A 20,196-nucleotide genomic window follows, 5' to 3' on the forward strand; every position below is an offset into this window, starting at 1 on the left:
ACCCCCCGGACAATATTATGAAAAAATGCGGGAAAAGCAATGCTCCCCCACATCAGTTCACCCGATCCTCCATAACGGAGCACCGAATCAGATCCGAACGACGCTTGCGCCCCAGGTGAAACCGCCGCCCATCGCTTCGAGGACGACAAGATCGCCCTGCACGATGCGGCCGTCGCGAACGGCCTGGTCGAGCGCCAGAGGCACCGAGGCAGCCGAAGTATTGGCGTGCTGGCCCACCGTCATCACGACCTTTTCGGCCGGCAGATTGAGCTTGCGCGCCGTCGCATCGAGGATGCGGGCATTGGCCTGGTGCGGCACCAGCCAATCGATATCGGAAGGAGAATGCCCCGTTTCCTCAAGGACTTCCTTGAGAACTTCGGCCAGGTTCACGACAGCGTGCCGGAAGACCTCACGGCCCTTCATGCGCAACTTGCCCACGGTGCCGGTCGTCGAGGGACCGCCATCGACATAGAGCAGTTCGTTGTGCGCGCCATCGGCATGAAGCCGCGTCGCCAGGATACCGCGCGAACCCTCTTCGCCCTGCTCCTGCGCTTCGAGAACGATCGCCCCGGCGCCGTCTCCGAAAAGAACGCAAGTGGTGCGATCTTCCCAGTCGAGAATGCGGCTGAAGGTTTCCGAACCAATGACGAGTGCCCGCTTGGCCATGCCGGTGCGGAGCATCGAATCGGCAACGCCCACTGCGTAGAGGAAACCGGAGCAGACGGCGGCGACGTCGAAAGCGATTCCGCCGCGGCAGCCGAGGTTGTTCTGGACGATCGTGGCCGTGGCCGGGAACGTCTGGTCCGGGGTGGCCGTGGCCAGCACGATCAGGTCGATCGACGAAGCTTCGAAGCCAGCCGCCTCGATGGCCTTGCGGGCCGCATCGGTGGCCAGGCTAGACGTCGTTTCGTCAGGCGCGGCGATGTGGCGATTGGAAATCCCGGTACGCTCGACGATCCATTCGTCGCTGGTATCGACGCGCTCGGCGAGTTCGGCATTGCTGACCGCGCGTCGCGGCAGGGCCGAACCCGTACCGACGAGAACCGAACGAATCATCAGGCACTCTCTTCCTGGACGCGAGGCTTGCGCAGGGACGTCCCGCCCAGACGGGCAAGGTCCGCGGAAATCCGCTCGGTCACGTTTTCCTCCAGGAGGCGCGCGGTAACCGCCACGGCATTGGCGACGCCTGCGGCGTTCGCACCGCCGTGGCTTTTCACCACGATGCCGTTGAGGCCCAGGAAAACCGCGCCGTTATGATTGTTGGGATCGAGGTGATGCTTGAGCAGCTCGGTGGCCGGCTTCGAGATCAGGAAACCGATCTTCGAGCGCAGCGAACTCGAAAAGCCGCGACGCAGCAGGTCTGCCACGAAGCGCGCCGTGCCTTCGACAGCCTTGAGCGCGACATTGCCCGAAAAACCGTCGGTCACGACGACGTCCATGTCACCGCGGCCGAGCTTGTCGGCTTCGGTGAAACCGTCGAACGAGATCGACAGGTCGGCGGCCGAGGCCTTGAGCATCGCCGCAGCGTCGCGCAAGTCTTCGGTGCCCTTGGTTTCCTCGGTGCCGATGTTCAGCAGGCGCACGCGCGGGTGCTCGCGGCCCGTGGCGACACGGGCATAGGCAGCGCCCATGATCGCGAACTGCACGAGATTGCGCGCATCGCACTCGGCATTGGCGCCGAGATCGAGCATGACCAGGTCATGATCTTCCAGAGTCGGCAGCAGGGCAGCCAGCGCCGGGCGATCGATGCCGGGCATCGTGCGCAACGCGAGCTTGGAAATCGCCATCAAAGCGCCGGTATTGCCGGCACTGACGGCGGCTCCGGCGTCACCCGCCTTCACCGCCTCGATAGCGCGTCCCATCGAGGTGCCCTTGGCCCGGCGCAATGCCTGGCTGGGCTTATCCTCGCCACTGATGACGCCTTCAGTGTGCAATATCTCGGAACTTGCCCTGAGATTCGGATGGCTTTCGAGCGCGGCCTTGATCCGCGGCTCGTCACCGACCAACAGGAACTTGAAGCGATCGTGACGACGGCGCGCGAGAGCAGCGCCTTCAATCATGACGCGCACGCCCTCGTCGCCGCCCATCGCATCGACAGCGATACGCGGCAAACTCATGGGCAACCTCCGAAAATCGTCTTGGTCTTAAGCTTCGACCGCGACGATCTCACGACCGTTGTAGTGGCCGCAAGCGTTGCAGAGGTTGTGCGGGCGCTTCAGTTCGCCGCAGTTCGGGCATTCGTGGAATGCTTCGACCTGCAGAGCATCGTGGCTGCGGCGCATGCCCCGGCGGGACGGGGACGTTTTTCTTTTAGGGACAGCCATTTCGGCACCTGTTCCTGGAATTGAATGTCAAAAAGGCCGCCGGAAACCGTGTTCGCGGACCGGCGGCTTGCGAAGGCGCGCCTATAACCGATTTCGCACGAGTTGCAACCCGTTCCTCCCCGCAGCATGAACGTGAAATCCACCTAGGGGGAATTCGAACCATGATTCTGCAGACAACTTTGTGCCTCGCGGCCGCGGCCGGCGTGATTACCTTCTGGCATATAGCGCGTATCGGCCAGATGCGCATGCGGGAAAAGGTGCTGTTCGGCGATGGAGGCCACGATCCTCTCGCGCGGCGCATGCGGGCGCAGCTCAATTTCGTGGAAAGCACGCCTTTCGTGCTGATCCTGGCCGCAGCGATCGAAATGACCGGAAAGGGCGGCATCTGGCTGGCCATCGTCGGCTCGCTCTTCATGCTGGGCCGCGTGTCCCATGGCCTGGGCATGGACATCGACAGGCCGAACCCGCTGCGCATGGTCGGCGTTCTCGTGACCGTGCTCACCTTGGCCGGACTGTCCGCCGTGGCCGTGCTGATCGCCCTGGGGTGGTTCTAAAACGAAAAGGGCGGTGCATCGGCACCGCCCCCTATAATAGCGTGAGGAATGGCACAGCCCTCAGCCCGGCAAGCCGTGCTCCAGCGCCGCGTCGCCGACATAGGGATTGCTCGCCCGCTCGTCTCCGAACGTGCTGATAGGTCCGTGGCCCGGGACGAACGTCACTTCGTCACCCAGCGGCCAGAGCTTCGCGGTGATCGATTCGACCAGATCCTGGAGATTGCCGCGCGGGAAATCCCACCGGCCGATGCCGCCCTTGAACAGCACGTCCCCCACCATCGCGAACTTGCTGGGTGCATGATGGAAAACGATGTGCCCCGGCGTGTGCCCCGGGCAATGGACGACATCCAGTTCCAGCTCGCCCACGGTCACCCTGTCACCGTCTTCGAGCCAGCGATCGGGCTCGAACGTCTCGGCTTCCATGTTCCAGCGCGGACCGTCGTCGTCCAGTTTGGATATCCAGAATCGATCCTCTTCGTGAGGCCCCTCGATCGGGACGCCCATTTCCTTCGCGAAGATTCCCGCCATGCCGCAGTGATCGAGATGGCCATGGGTGACGAGTATCTTCTCCAGCGTCACCCCGGTCTTTTCCAGAGCCTGCCGCAGCTTGGGAAGGTCTCCTCCCGGATCGACGAAGGCACCCCGCATGGTCCTGGTGCACCACAGCAGTGAACAGTTCTGCTGGAGCGGCGTGACGGGAATGATGCCGACACGCATCGACTGTTCCTGAGGCTTCTCGCTGGTTTGGGTCATGGCTGCGGAAATGGCCGCAAGCCCGGAGGAATGCAACCTTGCGCCCCCTCCCCGTCAGGCCTGCGAGCCGTTCAGATTCGCCCGCCCTTCCACACGACACGGCCGATCACCTCGATTTCCTGGAGATCGCATTCGATGGGCCGATAGGCCGGGTTATCGCTCAACAAGGCGATGCGTCCGGCCCGTCCGGCCTCCAGTCGCTTCACCAGCACCGTATCGTCGAGTCGGACGACATGGATGCCGTCCCGCAGCGGCCGCCAGTCGCGGTCCACGAGGATTTCGTCGCCATCGCGGAGCACCGGCTCCATCGAATCGCCGCTGACCACGATGGCCGAGAGCATTTCCGGGCGCAGCCCCATCGAACGCAGCCAGCGGGGGGAGAAACGGATCGTTCCGAACACGTCCTCCCCGTCCGGCAAGGCGCCCGGACCCGCGGAAGCGCCGATCGAAAGACGCGGGACGTCCACCCAGTCACCGGCGTAGGAATTTCTGTCGTTTACGTAGGATTTTTCCTTCGATTTCCCGAATTCCGATTCGTCCACTCCGAAGAACCGTGCAAGCTGGCCGCGATCCCCCTCCTCCAGCTTCCTCGGACTACCCTTTCTTATAAATTGTTGAAGATAAGTGGTATTTTTTCCGATCATTCGCGACAGGGACGAAAGGCTCGCACCGCGTTCCTCGGCAAGTTCCAGCAAACGGCGGCGAATTTCGGCGTTTTCCATAATGTAATCCTAGTCGTAGGAAATTTCCTAGACAAGTCCCATTCGGTTGGAACATATTAGGAACACGAGTCGCGAATCCCACTCACCGGAGCCCAAAGTTCCATGCTTTTACGCCAGATAGAGCGCTTCCTGCGCCTCACCCGGATGCCGTGGACCAAGTTCGGGCGCCTCGCTGCACACGATCCGCGATTCGTCGGCGATTTGCGCAACGGGCGCCGGCCCCGCGCCGGGACCGCGGCACGCATCCGACTTTTCATGACGACTTACCTGGAGAGCCCACATGCACGTTAATTTTGCCCATGACCGCGCGATGCTCGCATCGGCTCGACAGGCCCTGGGCGACGGTGCGCAGCGCTGTGCGGCGCGCGGACCATGGCTGCCCTTGATTGCGGCCCTGCTCAAACTCGCCGGTTCCCGCGCCGAGTTCCTGCGCCACGCCGAACGCCCCTGGACAAGCGCCACTTTCGCCGGCTCTCGCCATACGGTGGCGCTGACTTTCGCGGGCGAGGACGCCATCGAGGACGGAGAGAACCTGATCGCGGCTCTGCCCGACCATGAATTCACCATTTCCGGCCACCTGGTGGCGGACGCGGTGGTGACCGAAGCCGACCACCGGGCAGGTCCGCCGCCCAGCCTGACCGTGGAGATCGAACTTCTGCTGCTCGAAGACTGCTGATCCGGAAAAAGCCACGCTGCGGGAAGGCAGGCGCGCGCCCTGCCTTCCCGTTTTCATTCAGAGGGCCAGCGAAAGCTCCCTGATTTCGCTGTTCAGGATGCGATCGTTTTCCGAATAGTCGACGGGGCAATCTATCACATGGACGCCCGGTGTATCGCGGCAGTGGGCCAGCAGTGTCTTGAGATGCGCCGCGCTCTCCACCCTGTGGCCGCTGGCGCCATAGCTCTCTGCATATTTCACGAAGTCGGGGTTGCCGTAAGTCAGCCCGAAATCGGCAAAGCCCATGTTGGCCTGCTTCCAGCGAATCATGCCATAGGCATTGTCGTTCAGGATCAGCACGGTGAGGTTGAGGCCCAGGCGAACCGCCGTTTCCATCTCCTGGCTGTTCATCATGAAGCCGCCGTCGCCGCAGACCGCGAAGATCTTGCGGTGCGGATAGACCATCGCGCTGGCCATGGCAGACGGCAGCCCTGCTCCCATCGATGCCAGCGCATTGTCTAGCAGCACGGTATTGGGCTTGGACGCGCAATAGCCGCGGGCAAACCACAATTTGTAGACGCCGTTGTCGAGGCAGACGATCGCGTCGTCAGGCAAGGCGCTGCGAACCTGCTTCACGAGATGCGGCGGGAAGATCGGGAAGCGCTCGTCGGCAGCCAGCTTTTCGGTATGCTCCACTTCGGCCTGGCGATAGCCGAGCATGGCATCGAAGTTCCATTTCGCCGAAGGCGCGATGGCTTCCTTGATCTGCCATACGGCGTTGGCGATATCGCCGATCACCTCGATATGCGGGAAATAGACCGGATCGACTTCCGCGGTCTTGGTCGAGACGTGGATCACCACGCGGTCGTTCCGCGTGCCGTCGTTATGCATGAAGAACGGCGGTTTCTCGATCACGTCGTGGCCGATATTGACGATGCAGTCGGCGTCCTCGATCGCGCGGTGAACGAAATCGCCCGAGGACAGCGCCGCGCAGCCCAGGAAGCGCGGATGGCGCTCGTCGATCACGCCTTTGCCGAGCTGCGTGGTGAGGAAAGGAATTCCGGTCTTCTCGACGAATTCGCCCAGCATCTTGCTGGTCATCTTGCGGTTCGCGCCTGCACCGATCACCAGCACCGGGCGCTTCGCCTTCTGCAGGGCTTCCACCGCCTGTGCGATCGACTTCGCGTCGGCCGTCGGCCGCCTTACCGTCGAGCGCGGAATCGGGCGCGAATCGGTATATTCGTCGGCAATGTCCTCGGGCAGTTCGACATGGGTGGCGCCGGGCTTCTCTTCCTCGGCGATGCGGAACGCCTCGCGGACGCGGCTCGGGATATTGTCCGAACTGGCCATCTGGTGCGCGTACTTGGTGATAGGCTGCATCATCGAAACGACATCGAGGATCTGGAAGCGCCCCTGCTTCGATTTCTTGATCGGCTTCTGCCCGGTAATCATCAGCATCGGCATGCCGCCAAGCGTCGCATAAGCCGCGGCGGTCACGAAATTGGTCGCGCCCGGGCCGAGTGTGGAGAGGCAGACGCCCACTTTCCCGGTATGGCGGCCATAAGTGGCCGCCATGAAGCCCGCCCCTTGCTCGTGCCGGGTGAGAATCAGCCGGATCTGTTTGGACCGCGAGAGCGAATCGAGGAAATCGAGGTTCTCCTCACCCGGAACGCCGAAGATATACTCGACGCCCTCCGCTTCCAGGCATTCGATGAATAGATCGGACGCCTTGCGCTTGTCGCTCTCTGCCATGTGCATCTTCCCTCCGCTTGATCCCGAATTTCAGGTCGTAGTGTCAGGGCATGTGGCGAAGAATTCAACGCCGGGCATCTGGCCAAAGTAGTGGCCGGTCAATAACCCCGCGACAGATCGACGACATGGTCCAGGGGCTCGCCGCGCACGAAGTGCTGGAGATTGGCGAGAAATCGCGCCGATCCGCGCTCGTACAGGGTGTCCTGCGCCCGGCCGGCCAGGTGCATCGAAATATGGATATTTTCGCGCGACCAGAGCGGATGGTCGGCCGGAAGCGGCTCGGGCTCCGTCACGTCGAGGAAAGCGCCGCCCAGATGGCCCGAGTCGATGGCGGCCAGCAGGGCGTCCTGGTCGATCACCGTCCCGCGCGCGAAGTTGAGGAAGACGGCGCCGGGCTTCATCGCGGAGAACTCCGCCTCACCGAACATGCGCTGGGTTTCCGGGGTCGAGGGCACGATGGCGATGACCCAGTCGAATCGGCCGAGTTCCGCGCGCCAGGCATCCGATGCCAGGTCGCCTGGTCCCGGACGGCGGCGCACGCCCGTCACGTCCGCACCGAACACGCGCAGGAGTTCGGCGATCCGGCCGCCGATCTCGCCGGCGCCGACCACCAGGACTTTCGAATCCAGCAGTTCGCGCTTGCCCGGCGGCTGGGCCAGCCACTGGTGCCGATCTTGCGCCCGCACCACCTCACGCCAGCCCTTGGCGACCGTCAGCATCCCCATCACCGCATATTCGGCCACCGACTGCGCATGAATGCCCGAACCGTTGGTAAGCTGGACGCCGCGCTCCGCCAGGAGCGTCAGGGGAAGCCAGTCGACCCCAGACGACAGCGCCGTGTACCAGGTCAGCTTGTCTGCGGCGGCAATGAACTCGGCCGCGATGGCAGGCGATACGGGATCGAGCCAGGCGATCTCCGCGCGCGGCGCCAGTTGCAGCAGCTGCGCATCGCTTTCGAACCAGAGCGGCTCCACGCCCACGGGCAAGCGCCCTTCAAGAAGGGCACGCGACTTGGCGTTGATCACGGCGGCGGTCATGGACGGACTCCGATTGGCGGCCTATTTCAGGCCTTTGCACCTTGATCGGGATGGCCAGCAGGGATGACAAGGGGGGCTGGCCCGCGCTTACTGCAAGCCCGGTCCCGCCCCGCTCAAGCGGTCAGCCGAGCTTCCATTCCCAGCCCAGCGGATCGCCGTCCATCACGTCCACGCCCTTCGCGGCCAGCGCGTCGCGCAGGGCATCCGATATCGCGAAATCCTTCTGCACGCGCGCTTCCTTGCGCTGGACGAGGACGCCCTCGATTTCGGCCTCGGTGATCTCGGCCGCCTTGGGCCGAAGGCGAAGATCGGCGCGGCTGGTGCCGAACAGGTCGAGGCCCAGCACCGCGTCCATCGCCTCGATCACGGCCCGCTTGGCGCCGGGATCGACTTTCTTGGCGGCCAGAACGTCTTCCAGCGCGGTGAGCGCCACGGCGGTGTTCAGATCCTCTCCCACGGCCTTCTCGAAAGTTTCGAGCATGGGCGCGAGCTTGGGATGGCCGGCATCGCCCGGCTCCACATCGCCCAGTCGCTCGATCACGATGATCATGCGCTTGAGGCGAACCAGCGCGGCGGCCAGCCCCTCCCACGAAAATTCCAGCTCCGAGCGATAGTGCGCCTGCAGGCACATCATGCGGTAGCCGAGCGGGTGGTAGCCCTTGTCGATCAGCAGTTGCAGCCGCAGGAATTCACCCGAGCTCTTGCTCATCTTGCCCGAGCGTTCGACCAGAAAATTATTGTGCATCCATACCTTGGCACCGGAATTTGCGGCCACGTCGAGGCCATTGGTGCAGCAGAATGCCTGGTTCTGGGCAATTTCGTTGGGGTGATGGATCTCGCGGTGATCGATGCCGCCGGTGTGGATGTCGAAGGGAAAGCCGAGCAAGTCGCCGGACATCACCGAGCATTCGAGATGCCATCCCGGAGCACCTTTGCCCCAAGGCGAATCCCATTCCATCTGGCGCGTCTCGCCCGACGGAGTCTTGCGCCATATGGCGAAGTCCGCCGCATTGCGCTTGCCCGCGACGGCCTCGATGCGCCCCTCCCCCTCGTCCGTGACGGCACGGGCTAGGCGGCCATAATCGGACACGGTGGAAACGTCGAAATAGAGACCACTTTCCAATTCATAGCAGTGAGTTGGAGCGATCTTCTCGGCAAATTCTATCATCTGCGGCACATAGTCGGTCGCGATCGACCACTTCGCCGGCTGACGGATATTGAGCGCCTTGATGTCGGCCCAATAGGCCTGGGTGTAATGGGCAGCGATGTCCCAGATGGACTGCGCCTGGGTGCGCGCCATCTTCTCCATCTTGTCCTCACCGGCATCGGCGTCGTCGGTCAGGTGGCCGACATCGGTGATGTTGATGACGTGCGTGAGCTTGTAGCCCTTGTGGCTCAGCGTCCGGCCGAGGATGTCCGCGAAGACATAGGCGCGCATGTTGCCGATATGGGGGTAGTTGTAGACCGTCGGCCCGCAGCTGTAGACCCGCGCCTCGCCTTCATGGACGGGCTGGAACGGCTCCAGCTGGCGGGTGAGGCTGTTGAACAGGGTCAGGCTTTGGGTTTCGGTCATGCGCCGCGGCATAAGCGGCTGGCCGAGGCGAGGTCAATCCTTGAGGACGCCGACCCGAACGGATCCGGATGGCGTGAAGCTCCCGCGCAAGCGACGCCCCAAAGAAAGGCCGGCAGTCCCGGACCTGGTCCGGGACACCCTCATTTCCTGCCCTTTTCCTCTTCGAACAGTCCGGCGAGCTGTTCGATCATGGTCCCGCCGAGTTGTTCGGCGTCCATGATCGTCACGGCGCGGCGGTAGTAGCGCGTCACATCGTGGCCGATGCCGATGGCGACGAGCTGGACCGGGCTCTTGGTCTCGATCCACTCGATCACGCGGCGAAGGTGCGCTTCGAGATAGCCTGCGGAGTTCACCGATAGCGTCGAATCGTCCACCGGAGCACCATCGGAGATCACCATCATGATCCGCCGGTCTTCGGGCCGGGCCAGCATGCGATTGTGCGCCCAGAGCAGCGCCTCGCCGTCGATATTTTCCTTCAACAGGCCCTCGCGCATCATCAGGCCCAGGTTCTTGCGCGCCCGGCGCCACGGCTCGTCGGCCTTCTTGTAGATGATGTGACGAAGATCGTTGAGGCGGCCCGGATGCTGGGGGCGCCCGTTCGACAGCCAGGATTCGCGGCTCTGCCCGCCCTTCCAGGCGCGCGTGGTGAAGCCCAGGATCTCCACTTTGACGCCGCAGCGCTCCAGCGTGCGCGCCAGCACATCCGCGCTGATCGCCGCGATCGAGATGGGACGACCGCGCATCGAGCCGGAATTGTCGAGCAGCAGAGTGACGATCGTATCCTTGAACTCGACATCGCGCTCGATCTTGTAGGACAGCGACTGTCCGGGCGAGACGACCACGCGGGCGAGCCGCGCGGCATCGAGCATGCCCTCTTCCTGATCAAAGTCCCACGAACGGTTCTGCTGGGCCATGAGGCGGCGCTGGAGCCGGTTGGCAAGGCGCGTCACCACGCCCTGCAACCCCTTGAGCTGGGCATCGAGGTAGGCGCGCAGACGGGTCAGTTCCTCGTCGTCGCACAGTTCGGAAGCGACCACCACTTCGTCGAAGGCCTCGGTGAAGACCTGATAGTCGAAGCTGTCGGGAATGTCGGTCCAGGGCCGGTTCGGACGCACGGGCATCATGCCCTCCTCGCCTTCCTGTCCCTCTTCGCCGTCGTCCATCTCGTCCGAGTTCTCGCCCTCGGCCTCGCTCTCGCCCTCGTCCTGGCCGCTCGACGGCTCGGCAGCCATCTCGGTGGACTGCTCCTCCTTGCCGCTTTCGTCGCCGGTTTCGTCTTCCTCGGTCTCCTCGTCGCCGTCCATGTCCTCGGACTCTTCGGGCGGCTGTTCGATCTGCTCGGCCTGGGTCATCTCCAGGTGCATGAGCATGTCGAGCGAGAGCTTCTGGAAGGCTTTCTGGTTCTCGATGGAATCGGCCAGCGCCTCGAAATCGTCACCCGCCTTGGATTCGATCCAGCGGCGGACCATGTCGACGCCGAACTGGGCCGATTCCGGCACTGGCTGGCCGGTCAGACGCTCTCGCAGCATGAGCGCCAGCGCGGTCGGGATCGGCACGCCGTCCGGGCTGTCCGCCCGCGAGATCGGATCGCTGGCGATGCGCGCTTCCAGCGAGGCATCGAGGTTGGCGCGCATGCCCTCGTAGTGATTGGCGCCCAGCGCCTCGTAGCGCACGGCCTCCACCGCATCGTAGCAGGCCCGGGCCGAAGGGTCGGCGGGCGCATTGCGCGTGTGCAGCCTGTCGTTGTGATGGCGCAGCCTGAGCGCGAAACTGTCGGCATAGCCGCGCGCCTGCATGGCGGCCGCCTGCGGAATCGAGCGGCCCGGCATCGGCACGCGGAACGTCTGGCCGGTGGAGCTTGGAGCGTCGGCGGTCCAGTTGACCTCGACTTCGGCATCCTGCGCGATGGCGCGCGAAGCGCCGGTCAGGGCCAGCTTGAAGCGATCGACGGGTGTTTCATCGGACATGACCGCTCAATGGCGACATAGTCCGCCGGGTGCAAGCCGGGAAGGATCGGTTGGGAGCAAGAGGTCGTCCCGGACGCGGTCCGGGACGACGATCCATGCTGCCCTGACCTCGGGCCGGAACGGCTTCAGATCAGAGCGACTTCAAATCAGAGCGGCGTCAAATCAGAGGGACTGGCCGGTCTTGGCCCAGTCGGCCATGAAGCCTTCGATGCCCTTGTCCGTAAGGACGTGCTTCACGAGGTTCTTGATGACGGCCGGCGGCATCGTTGCGACGTCGGCGCCGATGCGGGCGCATTCGAGGACGTGAACCGGGTGGCGGATCGAGGCGGCGAGGATCTCGGTCTCGAAGGCGTAGTTGTCGTAGATCAGGCGGATGTCGCGGATCAGGTCCATGCCGTCGAAGCCGTTGTCGTCATGACGGCCGACGAAGGGCGAGACGAAGCTGGCGCCGGCCTTGGCCGCAAGCAGGGCCTGGTTGGCCGAGAAGCAGAGCGTGACGTTGACGAGCGTGCCGTCGCTGGTCAGCTTCTTGCAGGTCTTCAGGCCGTCGATGGTGAGCGGCACCTTGATGCAGACGTTGTCGGCGATCTTGCGGAGGATTTCGGCCTCGCGCATCATGCCTTCATGGTCGAGCGCAACGACTTCGGCGCTGACCGGACCGTCGACCAGACCGCAGATTTCCTTGGTGACTTCCAGGAAGTCGCGGCCGGACTTGGCGATCAGCGAGGGGTTGGTGGTGACGCCGTCGAGCAGGCCGGTGGCGGCCAGATCGGCGATGTCGTTGGTGTCTGCGGTGTCGACGAAGAACTTCATGGCGCGGTTCCTGTGGGTGCGGGGCTGCGACGGGCGGCGTCGCGCTGCCCGTCGATTCTGGCGCCCCCTATAGGGAAGCGCGCCCTTCCCCGCTACCCTGCGCCTTGCGGCCGCCGGAGCGGCCGGCCGGTCAGGCCTTCTTGAACGCGCCGATCAGCACGGCATCGTTGGTATCGGCCGGATCCTGGCGGATTGCCGCCTCGGCCGCACCGATCTCGTACCAGATGCCGTTGTCGGCATCGAGCGCGAGGGCATGGGCGGTGTCCTGGACGGTCACGCCCTTCAGCGCGGCGATCGCCTGGTTCAGCGTGGGGTCCTGCGCCTCCTTCATAGCGCGCTCGATCTCGGGGATCATGGCGTTGACGAGCGCCGGCCCCATCGCGCGGCGCAGCAGCGTGGTGGCCGCGGTATTGCCGCCTGCCATCACTTCGGCCGGATTCGGGATGGCGACGCTCTGCACGGTCTTGAGCACCAGCGGACCGGCCACGCGCGCGCCGGGCGTCGCGAAGAGGTTGAGCTGGTACTGAAGCTTGTCGCGGAAGGCCTTCGACTTGAGCACGCCCGTGGTCGTGCGCCCGGGGCGGTCGAACAGCACCGGCATCGGGATGCGGGCCACGGGGCTGGTCCAGAAGCCCTCGGGCTGGCCGAGCCAGGCGAAAGCCCGTTCCGAGGAAAAGCGCATGAGGCGACGTACCGGGTCCGCGCCGGCCGAAGAGCCCGAACCCAGGCCCGAACCCGCCGCGAGAGTCGAGCAGCCCGGCAGCATCAGCACTCCGGTTGCAAGCATGCCGATGAGCACGCCGCGGCGGCTCCAGTCGGACCGAAACGCGCTTGCCGCGCCGGTTTCGACATGCATGTCCGCTTCCGCCGAAGCGCCCATGGCTGCCGAATTATCCCCTGTTCCCCAGTTCACCATCATCAACTCCTTCACGCCCCCGGACAGCAGTGCCTATATGCAACCTACATGAAACGCGTCCGAATCCTCGTCTTCAACGCCGCACTGGGCGTCCTCGACTACCGCGTCCCCGAAGGCATGGCGATAGAATTCGGCTCCGTGGTGGTTGCGCCCCTCGGGCCGAGGCAGGTCCTCGGCATCGTCTGGGAGCCGCAACGCCTGAACACGCAGGAAGTGCCTGAATCGAAACTGCGCCCCCTGCTGGAAGTCATGCCCGTGCCGCCCCTGCCGGAGCGTCTGCGGCGCCTCATCGAATGGACCGCGGACTACTACTGCGCCTCGCTTTCGTCCGTGGCGCGCATGGCGCTGGGCAGCATGGCGGCGCTGCGCGGCGGCGGCACCACCACCGAATACCGCCTGACCGGACAGGAGCCCGCCCGGCTCACCCCGCAACGCGCCGCCGCGCTGGACGCACTCCAGGGCGAGCAGGCCTCGATCAAGGAACTGGCCGAGCTGGCCTCGGTGTCGGACGGCGTTCTGCGCGGCATGGTCGGCGCTGGCCTGCTGGAGCCGGTGGTCGTCGATCTCGACCGTCCTTATGCCCGAGCCCGGCCCGAACATGCCCAGCCCATGCTGTCGGACGGTCAACAGGAAGCGGCCGACATCTTCGTCGAGGCCGTTCGCGCCGATGCGTTCGCGCCGTTCCTGCTCGACGGCGTGACCGGCTCTGGAAAGACCGAGACTTATTTCGAGGCGGTGGCCGAGGCGCTGCGGCGCGGACGGCAGATCCTGGTCCTGCTGCCCGAGATCGCGCTGACCGAGAATTTCCTGCGCCGCTTCGAGCACCGCTTCGGCGTGCCGCCGATCCTCTGGCATTCTTCGCTGAAGTCCAGCGAGCGGCGCCGCGCCTGGCGCGCCATCGTGGCGGGCGAGGCGCAAGTCGTGGTCGGGGCGCGCTCGGCGCTGTTCCTGCCTTATGCCCGCCTCGGCCTGATCGTGGTCGACGAGGCTCACGAAGTCTCGTTCAAGCAGGACGACGGGGTGCGCTACAACGCGCGCGACGTGGCGGTGATGCGCGCCAAGTTCGAAGGGATACCGGTCGTGCTCGCCAGCGCGACACCCGCGCTCGAATCGATGCAGCTGGCCGAGGCAGGCGTCTATCGCAAGGTCGACCTGCCCTCGCGCTTCGGCGGCGCACAGCTGCCCGACATCCAGATCCTCGACTTGCGCCAGGAGCCGCCCGAGCGCGGCAAGTGGCTCGCCCCGCGTCTGGTCGAGGAAATGAAGGCGCGGCTGGCGCGCGGCGAACAGTCCCTGTTGTTCCTCAACCGCCGCGGTTACGCGCCGCTGACGCTGTGCCGTCACTGCGGCTACCGTTTCCAGTGCCCGAACTGCACGGCCTGGCTGGTGGAGCACCGCTTCTCGCAGCGCCTGGCCTGCCACCACTGCGGCCATGAAGTGCCGGTACCCGCGGCATGCCCCGAATGCGGCACCGGAGACTGCCTGGTCGCCTGCGGGCCGGGGGTCGAGCGCATTGCCGACGAAGTCGCCGAGATCCTGCCCGAGGCCCGTGTCGCGCTCGTCACGTCCGATACGATGAACACGGCCGAGGCCGTCGGCGAATTCGTCGCCAAGGCGGAGGGTAAGGCGATCGACGTCATCGTCGGCACGCAGCTCGTGACCAAGGGCTACCACTTCCCCGATCTCACCCTGGTGGGCGTGGTCGATGCCGACCTGGGCCTGGAGGGCGGCGACTTGCGGGCGGCGGAGCGCACCTACCAACAGGTCGCCCAAGTCGCCGGACGCGCGGGCCGCGGCGAAAAGCCGGGCGAAGTGCTGATCCAGACGCGCCATCCGGAAGCCTCGGTGATCTCGGCGCTGGCCGCCGGGGACCGGGACGCATTCTACGCCGCCGAGACCGAGGCCCGCCGCGATGCGGGTGCGCCCCCCTTCGGACGCTGGGCGGCGATCATCGTTTCCTCGGAAGACCAGTCCGAGGCGAAAGCCGCCGCCCGCGCCATTGGCGGCACGGCGCCAAACCATCCCGACATGCTGGTGCTCGGCCCGGCACCTGCCCCGCTATCGCTGCTCCGCGGCCGTCATCGGTTCCGCCTGCTGATCAATGCCCGTCGCTCGGCCGAATTGCAGAAGACCTTGCGCGAATGGCTGGAACCGCTGCAGTTCCCCCGCGGTGTGCGGGTGAACATCGACATCGACCCTTATTCGTTCGTGTGAATTTCACCGCGCCGGATCGATGCGCGGCGAAGGCCTTCGTTCACCCCCGCTCCCGCTTGAGCAGTTCCCGCTTGATCTCCTCGCCGTAAGCATAGCCGCCGATCGACCCGTCGGTGCGGATCACTCGGTGGCAGGGAATGAGCACCGCGACATTGTTGGCCCCGTTCGCCGAGCCTGCCGCGCGCACCGCGCCCGGCTTGCCGACCGCCGCCGCGATCTGGGCATAGCTGCGCGTCTCGCCGGCGGGAATGCGCTGCAGCTCGCGCCAGACCGCCTCCTGAAATGCCGTGCCCTGCACATCGAGCGGGATCACCCGCGACTGCCCCGGCTGCTCCACCGCCGCGACGACGCTTTCCAGCAAGTGCGCAAAGTCGCTGCCGCCTTCCACCAGTTCCGCATTCGGAAACCGCGCCGCCAGTTCCTCGCACCCTTCCTCGAAGGAGAGCCGGCACACGCCCTTGCCGGTCGCCGCCACCAGCATGGCGCCGAGGCTGGTGGGAACGACGGCCCAGTGGATGGTCACGCCGCGCCCACCTTCGCGCCAGGCCGAAGGCGTCATGCCCAGCCTGCCCTCGCTTGCCTCGTAGAACCGCGAGCTGGCGCCGAACCCGGCCTCGTAGATCGCCTCGGTCACGCTCGCGCCGCTGCTCAGGGCATCGCCGGCCCGCGCGACCCGCTTCGCCCGGAGATATTCCGCCGGCGACAGACCGACCGCGCGCTTGAACACCCGCTGGAAATGCGTCGGACTATAGCCCGTCGCCTCGGCCAGTTCGGCAAGGCCCGGCGTTCGCTCCTCATCGGAATCGAGCAACCGCAGCGCAATCGTCACCGCTTCCTCGTCGCGCGAGACATCGTTGGGCCGGCAGCGCATGCAGGCGCGCAGGCCGAACTGCTCCGCTTCGCCGGCATCCGGGAAGAACCGCACATTCTCGCGCCGGGGGTGCCGCGCCGAGCAGGAGGGGCGGCAGTAAATGCCGGTGGTCAGCACGCCGGTGACGAAGCGGCCGTCGAACGTGCGGTCGCGCGACTGCACGGCCTGCCAGGCGCGGTCCTCGCTTACGGGGGTGTCCAGGACGGTCACTGCATCTCTCCATGGCGTTCGATCCGCGCGGCAAAGCAGCCGTAAGCGGCATTGTGAGCGTGAATCCCGGCAATCGCGGGATCTTCGAACAAGGCCCCGATCGCTTTCTCGATCTCGCCCGGTCCTGCCAGTCTGGCCCGGACCAGCATCCCCTCCCGGTCGAAGCCCCGCAACGAAAGCGTGCGACCGGCGAACACCGGTGGCAGCCGGTCGACATGCGGCTCGGTCTCCGCCGCGTTCTCCCTTACATATATCGCATAGGCGCTGCGATAGGGACCGGCGACATCATGGCTGACGAAATTCGCCAGGATCAGGCTTTCGCCCGGCTCGGCATCCTGCAGGCTGACACGGCATGGATAGCCCGGGCGGGAGGTCGCCATCACGCGCCGCATCCCGTTTTTCTCCAGTTCCTGCGCGTCCATCGCGAAAAACGGTGCGAACCGATCTTTCGGCAAACCGATGATTCGATAGGTCATGGCAAACTCCATTGGTTCGTTTGTCCCAACCTTGCAGCAGCCGCTGCGGCGATACTTCCCGCCCCTTGCTTTTAAAGCGCTTTCCCAACCATTGTGGTCAGGCCGCCTCCCATAGCTTGCATCGTAACACTATCGTCGCTATGCGCGCCCCGTCTGCGGGCCGGGGGGCACGTCATTGTCGTGCGCCCCAAAGTGTCCCAGCCCACCCGATGTAAGGATAGGACACGCGTGGAGAATTCCGGCGGCATCAAGGCCAGCTTGCAAGGACGCTACGCTTCGGCGCTGTTTGATCTTGCCAGCGAGAACGGCGTCGTAACGACGGTCGAATCCGACCTCGAAAAGATCGCCCTCGCCATCAGCGAAAGCGCCGATCTGGCCGAGCTGATTCGCAACCCCGAAATCAGCCGCAAGGCTGCCGGCGCGGCCATCGAAGCCGTTGCCGATGTCCTCGGCCTTGCGCCGCTGACCAGGAACTTCCTGGGCGTTCTGGCGGCCAATCGCCGTCTCGTCGCCCTTCCCGAGATCATCCGCGCCTTCGCTTCGATCGCCGCCGCCCAGCGCGGTGAATCGACCGCCGAAGTCACGTCGGCTCACGCCCTGGACGACCAGCAGGTCGAGCAGCTGCGCCAGAAGCTGGAACTGCGCGAGGGTCGCAAGGTCAAGGTCAGCACCAAGGTTGATCCGGACCTGCTCGGCGGTCTCGTCGTCACCATCGGCTCCAAGCGCATCGACAGCTCGATCCGCACCCGTCTCAATTCGCTCGCCCAGGCCATGAAGGGCTAAGAAAGGCAGAACAATGGATATCCGCGCAGCAGAAATCTCGAAGGTCATCAAGGACCAGATCGCCAGCTTCGGCACCGAAGCCCAGGTTTCCGAAGTCGGCTCGGTTCTGTCGGTCGGTGACGGCATCGCCCGCATCCACGGCCTCGACAAAGTCCAGGCCGGTGAAATGGTCGAATTCGCCAACGGCGTTCAGGGCATGGCCCTCAACCTCGAAGCCGACAACGTTGGCGTCGTGATCTTCGGCTCGGACGCCGAGATCAAGGAAGGCGACAGCGTCAAGCGCACCAACACGATCGTCGACGTTCCCGTCGGCAAGGGCCTGCTCGGCCGCGTGGTGGACGCCCTCGGCAACCCGATCGACGGCAAGGGCCCGATCGTCGCCGAGAAGCGCGCACGCGTCGAAGCCAAGGCTCCCGGCATCATCCCGCGCAAGTCGGTGCACGAACCCGTGCAGACCGGCCTCAAGGCGATCGACGCGCTCGTTCCCGTCGGCCGCGGCCAGCGCGAACTGATCATCGGTGACCGCCAGACCGGCAAGACCGCCGTTGCCATCGACACCTTCATCAACCAGAAGGAAGCGAACGCGGGCGACGACGAATCCAAGAAGCTCTACTGCATCTACGTTGCGGTCGGCCAGAAGCGCTCGACCGTCGCGCAGATCGTGCGCCAGCTCGAAGAGAACGGCGCGATGGAATACTCCATCGTCATCGCCGCCACCGCTTCGGAGCCCGCTCCGCTGCAGTACCTCGCGCCCTACACCGGCGCCGCGATGGGCGAATTCTTCCGCGACAACGCGATGCACGCCGTGATCGTGTACGACGACCTTTCGAAGCAGGCCGTCGCCTACCGCCAGATGTCGCTGCTGCTGCGCCGTCCTCCGGGCCGCGAAGCCTATCCGGGCGACGTGTTCTATCTCCACAGCCGCCTGCTTGAGCGCGCCGCGAAGATGAACGACGAGAACGGCAACGGCTCGCTCACTGCGCTTCCGATCATCGAAACGCAGGCGGGCGACGTCTCGGCCTACATTCCGACCAACGTGATCTCGATCACCGACGGCCAGATCTTCCTGGAAACCGGCCTGTTCTACCAGGGCATCCGTCCGGCCATCAACGTGGGTCTGTCGGTGTCGCGCGTCGGCGGTTCGGCCCAGACCAAGGCGATGAAGAAGGTTGCCGGCTCGATCAAGCTGGAGCTGGCGCAGTACCGCGAAATGGCGGCCTTCGCCCAGTTCGGTTCGGACCTCGACGCCTCGACCCAGAAGCTCCTCAACCGCGGTGCGCGCCTGACCGAACTGCTCAAGCAGAAGCAGTTCTCGCCGCTGTCGTTCGAAGAACAGACCGTGTCGATCTTCGCCGGCACCAACGGCTACCTCGACGGCCTGCCGGTCGCCAAGGTCACCGAGTATGAAGCCGAAATGCTCGACTTCATGCACGAACAGCATGCCGATGTCCTCGCGCTGATCCGCTCGACCAAGGACTTTGGCGACGAAGCCAAGAGCAAGACCAAGGCCGCGCTCGACGCCTTCGCCAAGCAGTTCGCTTAAGAGAAACCGTCATCCCGGTGTAAGCCGGGATCGCGGGCCATCATCGGGACCGACCTCCCTGCGAGGCACTTCCTGAAGATGGCCCACCGGTCCCGGACCATCCCGGGGAAGACGAAACGAGGAACAACGAGTGGCTTCGCTCAAGGAACTCAAGGGCCGCATCAACTCGGTCAAGTCGACCCAGAAGATCACCAAGGCCAAGCAGATGGTCGCCGCGGCCAAGCTGCGCAAGGCGCAGGCCGCCGCGGAGTCCGCGCGTCCCTACGCCGCCCGCCTCGCAGAGGTCATGGGCTCGCTCGCGTCCAAGATCACCGTCAGCGAGAACAGCCCCAAGCTGCTCGCCGGCACCGGCAGCGACAAGGTGCATCTGCTCGTCGTCGCGAACTCGGACAAGGGCCTGTGCGGCGCGTTCAACTCGAACATCGTCAAGGCTGCCCGCGTCAAGGCGCGTGAACTGGAAGCACAGGGCAAGACCGTCCTGTTCTACCTCGTCGGTCGCAAGGGCCGCGCGCCGCTGCGCCGCGAGTTCCCGAAGCAGATCGCCCACATGTTCGACACCACCGATGTGCGTGACCCCGGCTTCGACGAAGCCGAGCGTATCGCCAACGAACTGGTGGCGATGTACGAAGCCGGCAAGTTCGACGTGGCGCATCTGTTCTACTCGAAGTTCCGGTCGGCCCTGCTGCAGGAGCCCACAGACCAGCAGATCATTCCCGTCCCCGCTCCCAAGGCGGTGGCCGCTACCGCCGGTGCGGATGCGGTGACCGAATACGAGCCGGAGGAAGAGGAAATCCTCGCCGCGCTGCTGCCGCGCTACTTGCGCACCCAGCTGTTCGGCGCCCTGCTGGAAAACGCCGCGTCCGAACAGGGTGCGTCGATGACGGCGATGGACAACGCCACCCGCAACGCCGGTGACCTGATCAAGAAGCTGACCATCGTCTACAATCGCACCCGCCAGGCTGCGATCACCACCGAACTCGTCGAAATCATTGCTGGCGCGGAAGCGCTTTAAGTCATCGCAGGCAAGGAAACC

General features: G+C 64.9%; 20 protein-coding genes. 7 read left to right on the top strand and 13 right to left on the bottom strand.

The features are described from left to right. Nucleotides 1-87: 87 nt before the first annotated feature. The 3 genes from EDF58_RS04400 to rpmF are packed head-to-tail and all read right to left on the bottom strand — an operon-like array spanning nucleotide 88 to nucleotide 2,324. A complete protein-coding gene (locus tag EDF58_RS04400; RefSeq protein ID WP_132262989.1) occupies nucleotides 88-1,056 on the bottom strand; it encodes a beta-ketoacyl-ACP synthase III in 969 nt (322 codons plus the stop codon). Further along, nucleotides 1,056-2,117, bottom strand: coding sequence for a phosphate acyltransferase PlsX (gene plsX, locus EDF58_RS04405; protein WP_132262991.1), 1,062 nt, complete (start codon nucleotides 2,115-2,117; stop codon nucleotides 1,056-1,058). Before plsX ends, EDF58_RS04400 begins: the two co-directional genes overlap by 1 nt. A 27-nt stretch (nucleotides 2,118-2,144) precedes the next feature. Continuing rightward, the gene (gene rpmF, locus EDF58_RS04410) at nucleotides 2,145-2,324 is read right to left on the bottom strand and encodes a 50S ribosomal protein L32 (RefSeq protein WP_132262993.1); all 180 of its coding nucleotides are present in this window, start codon (nucleotides 2,322-2,324) and stop codon (nucleotides 2,145-2,147) included. Nucleotides 2,325-2,485: 161 nt separating this feature from the next. Here rpmF and EDF58_RS04415 point away from each other — a divergent pair, with 161 nt between their 5' ends. Further along, nucleotides 2,486-2,878 (top strand): MAPEG family protein, encoded by a 393-nt coding sequence (locus tag EDF58_RS04415; RefSeq protein WP_132262994.1) that lies wholly within the window; start codon nucleotides 2,486-2,488, stop codon nucleotides 2,876-2,878. Nucleotides 2,879-2,938: 60 nt separating this feature from the next. Here EDF58_RS04415 and EDF58_RS04420 read toward each other — a convergent pair whose 3' ends face one another. Together EDF58_RS04420 and EDF58_RS04425 are read right to left on the bottom strand one after the other, a co-directional pair. Next, a complete protein-coding gene (locus EDF58_RS04420) occupies nucleotides 2,939-3,631 on the bottom strand; it encodes an MBL fold metallo-hydrolase (RefSeq protein ID WP_132262996.1) in 693 nt (230 codons plus the stop codon). A gap of 71 nt (nucleotides 3,632-3,702) precedes the next feature. Further along, a complete protein-coding gene (locus tag EDF58_RS04425; protein ID WP_132262998.1) occupies nucleotides 3,703-4,353 on the bottom strand; it encodes a LexA family transcriptional regulator in 651 nt (216 codons plus the stop codon). Nucleotides 4,354-4,455: 102 nt separating this feature from the next. Here EDF58_RS04425 and EDF58_RS26285 point away from each other — a divergent pair, with 102 nt between their 5' ends. Further along, complete coding sequence (locus EDF58_RS26285) at nucleotides 4,456-4,644, top strand: hypothetical protein (RefSeq protein WP_132262999.1); 189 nt, start codon at nucleotides 4,456-4,458, stop codon at nucleotides 4,642-4,644. After that, on the top strand, nucleotides 4,634-5,029 hold the full coding sequence (locus EDF58_RS04435; protein WP_243654069.1) for a hypothetical protein: 396 nt from the start codon (nucleotides 4,634-4,636) through the stop codon (nucleotides 5,027-5,029). The genes EDF58_RS26285 and EDF58_RS04435 overlap by 11 nt, the downstream gene beginning before the upstream one ends. Before the next feature lie 57 nt (nucleotides 5,030-5,086). On the opposite strand, the gene EDF58_RS04440 is transcribed toward EDF58_RS04435, so the two are convergent. From EDF58_RS04440 to EDF58_RS04465, 6 genes are all read right to left on the bottom strand, one after another. Further along, nucleotides 5,087-6,760, bottom strand: coding sequence for an acetolactate synthase large subunit (locus EDF58_RS04440; protein ID WP_132263001.1), 1,674 nt, complete (start codon nucleotides 6,758-6,760; stop codon nucleotides 5,087-5,089). Nucleotides 6,761-6,858: 98 nt separating this feature from the next. Beyond that, the gene (locus EDF58_RS04445) at nucleotides 6,859-7,797 is read right to left on the bottom strand and encodes a D-2-hydroxyacid dehydrogenase (protein WP_132263003.1); all 939 of its coding nucleotides are present in this window, start codon (nucleotides 7,795-7,797) and stop codon (nucleotides 6,859-6,861) included. A 121-nt stretch (nucleotides 7,798-7,918) separates the two neighbouring features. Beyond that, a complete protein-coding gene (gene cysS / locus EDF58_RS04450) occupies nucleotides 7,919-9,370 on the bottom strand; it encodes a cysteine--tRNA ligase (RefSeq protein WP_132263005.1) in 1,452 nt (483 codons plus the stop codon). Between the two features lie 140 nt (nucleotides 9,371-9,510). Beyond that, entirely contained in the window at nucleotides 9,511-11,337 is a 1,827-nt protein-coding gene (gene cobT, locus EDF58_RS04455) for a cobaltochelatase subunit CobT (protein ID WP_132263007.1), read from the bottom strand. A gap of 162 nt (nucleotides 11,338-11,499) precedes the next feature. Then, nucleotides 11,500-12,150, bottom strand: coding sequence for a fructose-6-phosphate aldolase (gene fsa, locus EDF58_RS04460; RefSeq protein ID WP_132263009.1), 651 nt, complete (start codon nucleotides 12,148-12,150; stop codon nucleotides 11,500-11,502). 130 nt (nucleotides 12,151-12,280) lie between these two features. Further along, on the bottom strand, nucleotides 12,281-13,063 hold the full coding sequence (locus EDF58_RS04465) for a DUF4197 domain-containing protein (protein ID WP_243654070.1): 783 nt from the start codon (nucleotides 13,061-13,063) through the stop codon (nucleotides 12,281-12,283). Nucleotides 13,064-13,114: 51 nt separating this feature from the next. Here EDF58_RS04465 and EDF58_RS04470 point away from each other — a divergent pair, with 51 nt between their 5' ends. Next, the gene (locus tag EDF58_RS04470; RefSeq protein ID WP_132263010.1) at nucleotides 13,115-15,280 is read left to right on the top strand and encodes a primosomal protein N'; all 2,166 of its coding nucleotides are present in this window, start codon (nucleotides 13,115-13,117) and stop codon (nucleotides 15,278-15,280) included. A gap of 40 nt (nucleotides 15,281-15,320) precedes the next feature. Here the strand turns inward: EDF58_RS04470 and ada are convergent, their stop codons facing one another. Both ada and EDF58_RS04480 read right to left on the bottom strand, forming a co-directional pair. Continuing rightward, nucleotides 15,321-16,361: a bifunctional DNA-binding transcriptional regulator/O6-methylguanine-DNA methyltransferase Ada gene (ada, locus tag EDF58_RS04475; protein ID WP_132263012.1), complete on the bottom strand. Its 1,041-nt coding sequence runs from the start codon at nucleotides 16,359-16,361 to the stop codon at nucleotides 15,321-15,323. Beyond that, complete coding sequence (locus tag EDF58_RS04480; protein ID WP_132264127.1) at nucleotides 16,358-16,837, bottom strand: DUF1203 domain-containing protein; 480 nt, start codon at nucleotides 16,835-16,837, stop codon at nucleotides 16,358-16,360. Before EDF58_RS04480 ends, ada begins: the two co-directional genes overlap by 4 nt. Before the next feature lie 228 nt (nucleotides 16,838-17,065). On the opposite strand from EDF58_RS04480, the gene EDF58_RS04485 reads away from it, so the two are divergent. From EDF58_RS04485 to EDF58_RS04495, 3 genes are all read left to right on the top strand, one after another. Further along, entirely contained in the window at nucleotides 17,066-17,620 is a 555-nt protein-coding gene (locus EDF58_RS04485; protein ID WP_132263014.1) for a F0F1 ATP synthase subunit delta, read from the top strand. Between the two features lie 13 nt (nucleotides 17,621-17,633). Next, on the top strand, nucleotides 17,634-19,163 hold the full coding sequence (atpA, locus tag EDF58_RS04490; protein WP_132263015.1) for a F0F1 ATP synthase subunit alpha: 1,530 nt from the start codon (nucleotides 17,634-17,636) through the stop codon (nucleotides 19,161-19,163). 130 nt (nucleotides 19,164-19,293) lie between these two features. Then, nucleotides 19,294-20,175 (top strand): F0F1 ATP synthase subunit gamma, encoded by an 882-nt coding sequence (locus EDF58_RS04495; protein ID WP_132263017.1) that lies wholly within the window; start codon nucleotides 19,294-19,296, stop codon nucleotides 20,173-20,175. The last annotated feature ends 21 nt before the right edge of the window (nucleotides 20,176-20,196 follow it).

This window comes from Novosphingobium sp. PhB57 (genome assembly GCF_004342985.1).
Taxonomy (GTDB): domain Bacteria; phylum Pseudomonadota; class Alphaproteobacteria; order Sphingomonadales; family Sphingomonadaceae; genus Novosphingobium.

Coding starts and splice junctions, on each gene's coding strand:
- EDF58_RS04400 (WP_132262989.1), bottom strand. CDS start 1,056: ATGATTCGTTCGGTTCTCGTCGGTACGGGTTCGGCCCTGCCGCGACGC.
- plsX (WP_132262991.1), bottom strand. CDS start 2,117: ATGAGTTTGCCGCGTATCGCTGTCGATGCGATGGGCGGCGACGAGGGC.
- rpmF (WP_132262993.1), bottom strand. CDS start 2,324: ATGGCTGTCCCTAAAAGAAAAACGTCCCCGTCCCGCCGGGGCATGCGC.
- EDF58_RS04415 (WP_132262994.1), top strand. CDS start 2,486: ATGATTCTGCAGACAACTTTGTGCCTCGCGGCCGCGGCCGGCGTGATT.
- EDF58_RS04420 (WP_132262996.1), bottom strand. CDS start 3,631: ATGACCCAAACCAGCGAGAAGCCTCAGGAACAGTCGATGCGTGTCGGC.
- EDF58_RS04425 (WP_132262998.1), bottom strand. CDS start 4,353: ATGGAAAACGCCGAAATTCGCCGCCGTTTGCTGGAACTTGCCGAGGAA.
- EDF58_RS26285 (WP_132262999.1), top strand. CDS start 4,456: ATGCTTTTACGCCAGATAGAGCGCTTCCTGCGCCTCACCCGGATGCCG.
- EDF58_RS04435 (WP_243654069.1), top strand. CDS start 4,634: ATGCACGTTAATTTTGCCCATGACCGCGCGATGCTCGCATCGGCTCGA.
- EDF58_RS04440 (WP_132263001.1), bottom strand. CDS start 6,760: ATGGCAGAGAGCGACAAGCGCAAGGCGTCCGATCTATTCATCGAATGC.
- EDF58_RS04445 (WP_132263003.1), bottom strand. CDS start 7,797: ATGACCGCCGCCGTGATCAACGCCAAGTCGCGTGCCCTTCTTGAAGGG.
- cysS (WP_132263005.1), bottom strand. CDS start 9,370: ATGACCGAAACCCAAAGCCTGACCCTGTTCAACAGCCTCACCCGCCAG.
- cobT (WP_132263007.1), bottom strand. CDS start 11,337: ATGTCCGATGAAACACCCGTCGATCGCTTCAAGCTGGCCCTGACCGGC.
- fsa (WP_132263009.1), bottom strand. CDS start 12,150: ATGAAGTTCTTCGTCGACACCGCAGACACCAACGACATCGCCGATCTG.
- EDF58_RS04470 (WP_132263010.1), top strand. CDS start 13,115: ATGAAACGCGTCCGAATCCTCGTCTTCAACGCCGCACTGGGCGTCCTC.
- EDF58_RS04480 (WP_132264127.1), bottom strand. CDS start 16,837: ATGACCTATCGAATCATCGGTTTGCCGAAAGATCGGTTCGCACCGTTT.
- atpA (WP_132263015.1), top strand. CDS start 17,634: ATGGATATCCGCGCAGCAGAAATCTCGAAGGTCATCAAGGACCAGATC.